Source organism: Arsenicibacter sp. R0_47 (assembly GCF_057652235.1).
The window spans coordinates 326,440-335,412 of record NZ_JBYFCJ010000006.1; the positions used below are offsets into that span (position 1 = coordinate 326,440).

Below are 8,973 nucleotides of genomic sequence, written 5' to 3' on the forward strand. Positions count from 1 at the left end.
CAGAATAATACTATAGATTAATTATTTATTAAAATACAACTTTATTTTTACCTGAATTTTTAACCTAAAAATCACGTGTAAAGATGAAAGTTATTTTACGATTCTACTTCATCATCGCTGCGTGGCTGATTACTTCGGTGGCATATGCCCAGAATCAAACCGTTACCGGCCGTATTACATCGGCTGAAGATGGCAGTAGTTTACCGGGAGTTTCAGTTGCAGTAAAAGGACAATCACGGGGAGTTGTTTCCGACGCTTCGGGCAATTACCGGATCGCTGTTCCGTCCACATCAACCCTTGTGTTCAGCTTTATCGGCTTCAACACGGTTGAGGAAATTGTGGGCTCCCGCACAACACTCGACATAACCCTGCAAACCAGTGTGCGTAACCTGTCTGAGGTGATCGTAACCGGCTTCGGTTCGCAGATCAAGCGCGACGTAACGGGCAACATCGCCAAGGTCCGGACATCCGAAATTCAGGATATGCCGGTGGCAACGTTCGACCAGGCCATTCAGGGTAAAGCGGCCGGGGTTCAGGTAAACGCCGGTTCGGGTAAACTGGGTCAAGGGATTCAGATCCGCGTCCGGGGCCAGTCGTCGGTATCCGCGTCGAACCAGCCGCTGTACGTCATCGACGGGATTCCGGTAACCACCGATAACCTGGCCCTGTCAGGCGGTGCGACAAACCCGCTGTCGGACATCAACCCGCAGGACATTGAATCGATTGAAATCCTGAAAGATGCCTCGGCCGCCGCTATTTACGGATCACGGGCCGCCAACGGGGTTGTGCTGATCACGACCAAACGCGGTAAGGCCGGCCGTACAAACGTGACCTTCGGTGCGCAGTACGGTGCCAGCACGCCAAGCCGTAAGCTGGAGTTTCTGAATACCCAGCAATACGTTGATTTCTACCTGAAAGCGGCTGGTAATTCTGACCGTATCGAAGGTATTAACGTCAACGATCCGGATTCGTACACGTCCTACATGAAGAGCTTCTTTGAGTCACAGAGCCTTGGTACGTTCGGTACAGCTAATCAGGTAAGCACTAACTGGGGCGATCTGGCCTATCAGGACGCCCCGTTCCAGCAGTATGACCTGAACCTGAACGGTGGCAACGAAAAAACATCGTTCTACATCTCGGGCCAGATTCTGGACCAGAAAGGGATTCTGGTCGGTAACCAGCTGGGCCGGATGTCGGGCCGCATTAACCTCGACCACCGCGTATCTGACAAGTTCCGGATTGGCTTCAACACCGGCAACAGCCGCACCCTGAACCAGCGGATTTCGGGTGACCGTCAGTTTGACAACCCGATGCAGATGGTAGCCCTGCCGCCGATGACACCGTCTACTGACCCGGAAACAGGCTTACCGGTCGGTACACCTCCCGGCGACATCAGCATTCCGGTATACTATAACCCGTTGATTAACATTGGTAACGCTTACTATAACACCACTGTTTACCGGAACATCAGCAGCATTTACGGCCAGCTGGAAATTGCGCGGGGCCTTTCGTTCCGCACTGAACTGGGTGTTGACGTGCTGAATCAGCAGGAAGAACTGTATTATAACAGCAAAACGCAGCGCAACTTCGGTGCCCCGCAAGGGCTTGGCCAGAACCGCTATGTACGGGTTGAGAACTACAACACCAACAACTTCTTCAGCTACAACAAGTCGTTTGGCAAGAGTGTCATCGACGGTACGCTGGGCTTGTCGTATCAGCAGTCGCAGAGCAAGACCAACTTCATCGAAGGCCGTGACTTCCCGTCGGATGCTTACCGGATGATTGCCAGTGCGGCAAAATATTCATCGGGCAGCTCATCGCAGACCGACTACCGCTTCCTGTCGTACTTTGCCCGTGCCAATTACAAATTTGCCGACCGGTATCTGATTGGTGCAAGCGCCCGTGTCGATGGCTCGTCGCGGTTCGGCCGTGAAAACCGGTATGGTTTCTTCCCGGCAGCCTCGGTAGGCTGGGTGATTACGGAAGAAGATTTCCTGAAAAATAACGGAACGTTCAGCTTCCTGAAACTGCGGGCCAGCTATGGCCGGACCGGTAACGCCGAGATCGGTAACTTCCCGCAACTGGGTCTGTTCATCGGTGACGCCAGCTACGGTGCACTGCCGGGCCAGCGCCCGTCCCAGCTGGCCAACCCCAACCTGAGCTGGGAAACAACCGACCAGGCCGATATCGGGCTTGATTTTGGTATCCTGAACAACCGGATCAATGGTGAGCTGGATTACTACAACAAACAGACAACGGGTCTCCTTCTGAACGTAAACGTACCGGGTACGTCCGGTTTTGCTACCCAGTACCGCAACGTGGGTAAACTGGAAAACAAGGGGATTGAAGTGGTGCTGAATACCGACAACATCGTCGGAGCGTTCAAATGGAAAACCAGCCTCAACTTTGCTGCCAACCGCAACAAAATCAAGGACCTGCAAACCCAGATCATCGAAGGTGGTCTGAACAACATGAGCCGCGCCGTTGAAGGCCAGCCGCTGGGCGTGTTCTTCACGGCAGAGTATGCCGGTGTTGATCCGGCAAACGGTAATGCCCTCTGGTACAAAAACACGCAGAACACCGATGGTTCACTTGACCGCACAACGACCAGCGTATACAGCCAGGCGCAGCGTGTGATTGTCGGTAATCCGATGCCGAAATGGCAGGGTGGTATCACCAACACCTTCAGCTACAAAGGTTTTGACCTGAGCGTGTTCTTCAACGCCGTGGTTGGCAACAAGCTGAACTTCTACGGTGTAGGCCGCTATTCATCGGCAAACGGCCGTTTCGAAGACAACCAGACAGTGAACCAGCTGGCCGCATGGACTAAAGAAAATCCGAACACCAACGTACCGGAAGCCCGTCTGTATTATAACAACGGTGCTCAGCCATCCAGCCGCTTCGTTGTTGACGGTTCATACGTACGTCTGCGGAACGTGACGCTCGCTTATAACGTACCGAAAACGCTGCTGAGCAAAATCAAAATGAACAGCGCCCGGCTCTTCGTTACCGGCCAGAACCTGCTGACGTTCACCAAATACGTAGGCTGGGATCCGGAAGTAAACGCCGATGACGTGGTGTCGAACATCGCGCAGGGCTATGACTTCTACACGGCACCACAGGCACGGACTATCACAGGTGGGGTAACTATCGGCTTCTAAACCATCAACGACTCAGAGATCATGAAAAATAGTATAAAAATATGGTTACTGGCCGGTACTACCCTGTTTATGGTGGCGGCCTGCGACAGCCGGCTTGACGTTAAGCCGACGCAGACCATCGAAGAAACCAATGCGTTACTGACCGAGCAGGATGTGCAGATTACCCTGCAGGGAGCCTATGACGGGCTTAGCAGTGTAAACCTGTACGGTGGTGCCATTCAGTATTCCGGCGAATTTCTGGGCGACGACCGTGAAGTTATCTTCGGCGGTACGTACTCGACACTCGACGAAATCTGGCGGAAAACCATCACGCCGTCGAATACCGTTGTGCGTGACATCTGGCTGAGCGCCTACAACACCATCAACCGCGCCAACAACGTACTGGCCGGTCTGGATAAGGTCGGGACCGCTAACCGCGCCGGTATTGAAGGGCAGGCCCTGTTTATCCGCGGCAGCCTGTATTTTGAACTGGTCCGGCTGTTTGCTAAACAGTGGAACGACGGCACCAACACGGCCAATCCAGGCGTACCGCTTATTCTGACGCCAACGCGCGATATCACAACGGCCGATTACAAAGCCCGTAACACGGTGGCCGAAGTATACACCCAGATCATTGCCGACCTGACAAAGGCTGAGCAAAGCCTGACCAACAGCGCCGGCAGCGGCTATGCGACGAAAAATGCTGCGTCTGCCCAACTGGCCCGCGTTTACCTGCAACAGGCCAACTATGCCGGTGCCCGCGATGCCGCCAACCGCGTCATTCAGACCGGCGTAAATACGCTGAACCCGGATTTTACGAAAATTTACGCTGATGCCTCATCGGGATCGGAACTGATTTTCAAGATTCTGGTATCGGAACAGGATGGTGCCAACGACCTGAATACGTTTTATGCGTCATCCGTTAATCAGGGCCGTGGCGACGTACGGGTACAGTCGAAACACCTGGCGCTGTATACCACGGGCGACGTGCGGGGAACGTTCTTTAACCGTGCCAGCAACAACACGTTTACCAGCAAATACAACGATCAGTTCGGCGATGTGCCGGTGATCCGTGTAACAGAAATGTACCTGACACGCGCCGAAGCTAATTTCCGTCTGGGCACCACAACCGGTGCTACACCGCTGGCCGACATCAACGCCATCCGGACACGGGCGGGCTTACCGGCCCTGACAACGGCTCAGCTGACGCTGGATGCCATCCTGAAAGAACGCCACCTCGAACTGGCTTTCGAAGGACAGCAGATCCACGACGTGAAGCGCACGGCCGGCCGCGTCGGTACGGTTGCCTTCAGCGCCAACAACCTCGTGATGCCGATTCCGCAGCGCGAAATTGATACGAACAAACAGCTTGTGCAGAATCCGGGGTATTAATTTCCCTGATTGCTGCGTAAGCATGCTTCGTTTAGTGGTGGCACGACTGATAGTCGTGCCACCACTTTTCATTTATGCCTGTAAAATCCGGCTGAGAGCGTTATCTTTGCGCCACGAAAAAACAATCCGTAAGTCATTCCGAATGAGTTATCTGCCAATTAAACAATTACTGCAAACAGCGCCAACCGGCCAGACGGTTACCGTAAAAGGCTGGGTACGGACTAAACGTGAAAGTAAAAATGCCGTTTTCATTGCGATCAATGACGGCTCAACGATCCATAATATTCAGGCTGTAGCAGAACCAGATCAGTTACCGGAAGAAACCCTGAAACTGATAACAACTGGTTCTTGCGTCGCAGTGGAAGGCAATCTGATTGAGTCATTAGGCTCAGGACAGGCCGTTGAAGTAAAGGTAGTTAACGTAACGGTTTACGGTACGGCCGACCCTGAAAAGTACCCGCTGCAACCGAAAAAGCACTCACTGGAATTTCTGCGTGAGATTGCTCACCTGCGTCCGCGGACAAATACGTTCAGTGCCATCCTGCGGATCCGTCATGCGCTGGCGTTTGCCGTTCATAAGTATTTTAACGACAACGGATTCTATTACCTGAACACCCCGATTGTTACTGCGTCGGATGCCGAAGGTGCCGGTGAGATGTTCCGCGTAACGACCCTGGACCCGATCAATCCGCCACGGACCGAAGACGGTAAGGTCGATTACAGCCAGGATTTCTTCGGCCGCGAGACAAACCTGACCGTTTCGGGGCAGCTCGAAGGCGAACTGGGGGCGATGGCACTGGGCAAAATCTATACGTTCGGGCCGACGTTCCGGGCCGAAAACTCAAACACCACCCGCCACTTAGCGGAGTTCTGGATGATTGAGCCCGAAATGGCATTCTTTGAGCTGGAAGACAACATGAATCTGGCCGAAGATTTCGTGAAGACCGTGATCCGGTATGCGCTTGACAACTGCGCCGACGACCTGGCATTCCTCGAAAACCGCCTGAAAGAAGAAGAAAAGAACAAGAAGAAGGAAGAGCAAAGCGACATGACGCTGATCGAAAAACTGCGTTTTGTGGTTGATAATGACTTTGTTCGCCTGAAATATACGGATGCCATCGATATTCTGCTGAACTCGAAGCCGGCGAAAAAAGGCCAGTTTCAGTATGACGTGGCGTGGGGCATTGACCTGCAGTCGGAGCATGAGCGTTACCTGGTTGAGAAGCACTTCAAAAAACCGGTTATCCTGACCAACTATCCGCGGGCCATCAAAGCCTTCTACATGAAGCAGGACGAGGAACCGGCGACCAACGCCCGCGGCGAGGTGTTCGGCCCGACTGTCCGGGCGATGGACGTACTGTTTCCGGGCATCGGCGAAATCATCGGCGGCTCGCAGCGGGAAGAAGATCTTGACAAACTGGTTGCCCGTATGGAAGAAGTCGGTATTGAGCCGGAAGCGATCTGGTGGTACCTGGATACCCGCCGGTTCGGCACCGCGCCACACGCAGGGTTCGGCCTCGGCTTCGAGCGTCTGGTCCTGTTCGTGACCGGCATGGGCAACATCCGCGATGTTATCCCATTCCCGCGGACACCGAAATCGGCTGAATTCTAACCGGTTTACGGCGCTGATATTGTATTTTTTGTAGCGACAAGGCCTGCCTTGTCGCTACCTGTATAGATTCATTTACTCCTTACCGTTTTGCTGGCATTACCGATCTTTCTGGCACTTTCATCCGGGTTTGTGGTTATCGGGGTTTACCTGGAACGAAAAATTTCGGCCTTCATTCAGGACCGCCTAGGCCCAATGGAAGTGGGAAAATGGGGCTTGTTGCAATTATTTGCCGACTTGCTCAAACTCCTTCAGAAAGAAGACATTGTACCGGCCGCTGCCGACCGCAAGCTGTTTCTCTTCGCGCCTTCGGTCATTTTCGCCTCTGTATTTGCCGGTTTTGCCGTGATGCCGCTGACCCCCGATCTACAGGGATCGGCCACCGCCGTCGGGGTGTTTTACCTGATGGCGATTGTATCTTTCGATGTGGTCGGTATTCTGATGGCGGGCTGGGGGTCCAACAACAAGTATTCGCTCCTGGGCGCGATGCGGTCCGTATCGCAGATTGTATCGTACGAAATTCCGCTCGGCCTTACCATTCTCTGTGTGGTGATGATCTGCCAGTCACTTAACCTGCAGGAGATCAGCTTTCAGCAGGGCATTTACACCTACGAGCCCAACTACCTGTTTGGCATAAAGGCGCTTGGCATCGACGTAACGGAATGGGGCGGCATTTTCAGCTGGAACATCCTCCGGAATCCGTTTCTGCTGATTGCCTACGTCATTTTCTTTATTGCTACGCTGGCCGAAGCCAACCGCGCGCCCTTCGACCTGCCCGAGGGCGAGTCCGAAATTGTGGCCGGTTTCAATACCGAATATTCCGGCATGCGTTTTGCACTGCTGTTCCTGAGCGAATATGCCATGATGCTGCTGGTTGCGTTTCTCGGCGCGATTCTGTTTCTGGGCAGCTGGAATACGCCGTTTCCGAACATCGGGCCGGTACGGCTTGCCGACTGGACCAGCGGTTCGCCCGGCACAGTCTGGGGTAACATAACGGGTGCGTTCTGGCTGCTGACCAAAGCCCTGCTGGCGATTCTGGTACAGATGTGGATCCGGTGGACATTCCCCCGCCTGCGGGTGGATCAGCTGATGTTTTTGTGCTGGAAAGTCCTGACACCCATTAGTATTCTGCTGCTGCTTATCTCCGGCGTCTGGCGCCTGCTGATGATCTGATTTTGCTCAAAATCAGCCAAATATTCTCATTATCACGTCCCGAATGAACTGTTTAGGGCTGATCTTGTTTTACTAGTATAAATACCGATCGGCGTTCCGGCAAAGACCGGCATACGCCTGCTGACTACATGACATTTTCCCAACTTGGTCTGATAGACCCTATACTAAAAGCCCTCCGGGAGGAAGGCTACTCAACCCCCACTCCGATTCAGCAACAAGCCATTCCGCTCGTGTTAGACGGTAACGACTTGTTAGGCGTTGCCCAGACCGGAACGGGTAAAACGGCTGCCTTTGCCATTCCGATGCTACAGCGCCTGAATGCGCAGCCACGCGCACAGAAAGGCGCGCGTCCGGTACGGGCATTGATTCTGACGCCAACCCGCGAGCTGGCGATTCAGATCGGCGAAAGCTTTACAGCCTATGGCCGCCACCTGCCGCTACGCCATACGGTGATTTTCGGCGGTGTGGGTCAACGCCCGCAAACCGACGCCCTCAAAGCCGGTATCGACGTTATCATTGCTACTCCGGGCCGTTTACTGGACCTGATGAATCAGGGCTATATCTCACTGAAAAGCCTGAATACGTTTGTTCTCGATGAAGCGGACCGCATGCTCGACATGGGCTTTGTACACGACGTTAAAAAGGTGATTGCCAAACTGCCGGCCGAACGTCAGTCGCTGTTCTTCTCGGCAACTATGCCGACCGAAGTAGCTAAACTGGCGAACAGCATCCTGTCGAATCCGGCCCGTGTGGAAGTCACACCGGTTTCCTCGACGGCCGATACGGTTCAGCAAAAACTGTATTACGTTGAAAAGAACGATAAGCGCAAGCTGCTTGCCTACCTGCTCGAAGATCAGTCGATAGCGTCGGCACTGGTCTTTACGCGTACCAAACACGGTGCCGACCGGGTAGCCAAAGACCTGGGTAAAGTCGGGGTTAAAGCGGAAGCTATTCATGGTAATAAATCGCAGACAGCCCGTCAGCGCGCGCTGAACAACTTTAAGTCCGGACAAACCCGTGTACTGGTGGCTACCGATATTGCCGCCCGTGGCATCGACATTGACGAGCTCTCGCACGTAATTAACTACGAGCTGCCGAATATTCCGGAAACGTACGTACACCGCATCGGCCGGACCGGTCGGGCGGGTAACCGTGGTATGGCGTACTCGTTCTGCGACGGCGAAGAGCGCGCTTACCTGAAAGACATTCAGAAACTGATCGGCAAATCGATACCGGTTGCCGAGATAGCGAAAGGGCTGCTCCAAAGCCTGCCTGAACCGGCACCGGATGCTCCGCAGGCAAAACCAGCCGCGCAAAAACCTGCTCAGAAATCGGGACAACGCTCATTCGGCAAAGGCCAGGGCAACGGTCAAAAACCTTCCGGCGAGCGTCAGAAAGACGAAAAGCGGCAAGCACCTGCACAGGCAGCGCCAACAGCCCGCTCCGGTGAATCCGGCACAACAGGCAATAAATCGTCGCGCCCCTTCAAAAAATGGAACCGCCCCCGCTCAAAGCCGGTAGCGTAAGCCTTTTTTAAAGAACGGCCGTCGCACGGCGAAAGACAGAAAGAGCGAGTGGTGGGGGGGCGGAAACGCCGGCGCACCCCCAGATAAAACCACCAACACGCAATAACACACCCACAAACCAAACCCCACACAC

At 53.9% G+C, this 8,973-nt stretch carries 5 protein-coding genes; all 5 read left to right on the top strand.

The features are described from left to right. The first annotated feature begins 83 nt into the window (after nucleotides 1–83). On the top strand, nucleotides 84–3,161 hold the full coding sequence (locus AC23NW_RS14385; protein WP_487450350.1) for a SusC/RagA family TonB-linked outer membrane protein: 3,078 nt from the start codon (nucleotides 84–86) through the stop codon (nucleotides 3,159–3,161). A gap of 21 nt (nucleotides 3,162–3,182) precedes the next feature. After that, nucleotides 3,183–4,532, top strand: coding sequence for a RagB/SusD family nutrient uptake outer membrane protein (locus AC23NW_RS14390; protein ID WP_487450352.1), 1,350 nt, complete (start codon nucleotides 3,183–3,185; stop codon nucleotides 4,530–4,532). Between the two features lie 142 nt (nucleotides 4,533–4,674). Continuing rightward, nucleotides 4,675–6,144, top strand: a complete 1,470-nt coding sequence (asnS, locus tag AC23NW_RS14395) for an asparagine--tRNA ligase (protein WP_293833744.1) — start codon at nucleotides 4,675–4,677, stop codon at nucleotides 6,142–6,144. Nucleotides 6,145–6,231: 87 nt separating this feature from the next. Next, nucleotides 6,232–7,314 carry a complex I subunit 1/NuoH family protein gene (locus AC23NW_RS14400; RefSeq protein ID WP_487450354.1) on the top strand — a complete coding sequence of 361 codons (1,083 nt, stop codon included), beginning with the start codon at nucleotides 6,232–6,234 and terminating at the stop codon, nucleotides 7,312–7,314. 128 nt (nucleotides 7,315–7,442) lie between these two features. Then, entirely contained in the window at nucleotides 7,443–8,840 is a 1,398-nt protein-coding gene (locus AC23NW_RS14405) for a DEAD/DEAH box helicase (RefSeq protein ID WP_293833748.1), read from the top strand. Nucleotides 8,841–8,973 lie beyond the last annotated feature (133 nt).

Excerpts from the sequence above, each read along its gene's own strand:
- AC23NW_RS14385 (WP_487450350.1), top strand. The coding sequence starts at position 84 with ATGAAAGTTATTTTACGATTCTACTTCATCATCGCTGCGTGGCTGATT.
- AC23NW_RS14390 (WP_487450352.1), top strand. The coding sequence starts at position 3,183 with ATGAAAAATAGTATAAAAATATGGTTACTGGCCGGTACTACCCTGTTT.
- asnS (WP_293833744.1), top strand. The coding sequence starts at position 4,675 with ATGAGTTATCTGCCAATTAAACAATTACTGCAAACAGCGCCAACCGGC.
- AC23NW_RS14405 (WP_293833748.1), top strand. The coding sequence starts at position 7,443 with ATGACATTTTCCCAACTTGGTCTGATAGACCCTATACTAAAAGCCCTC.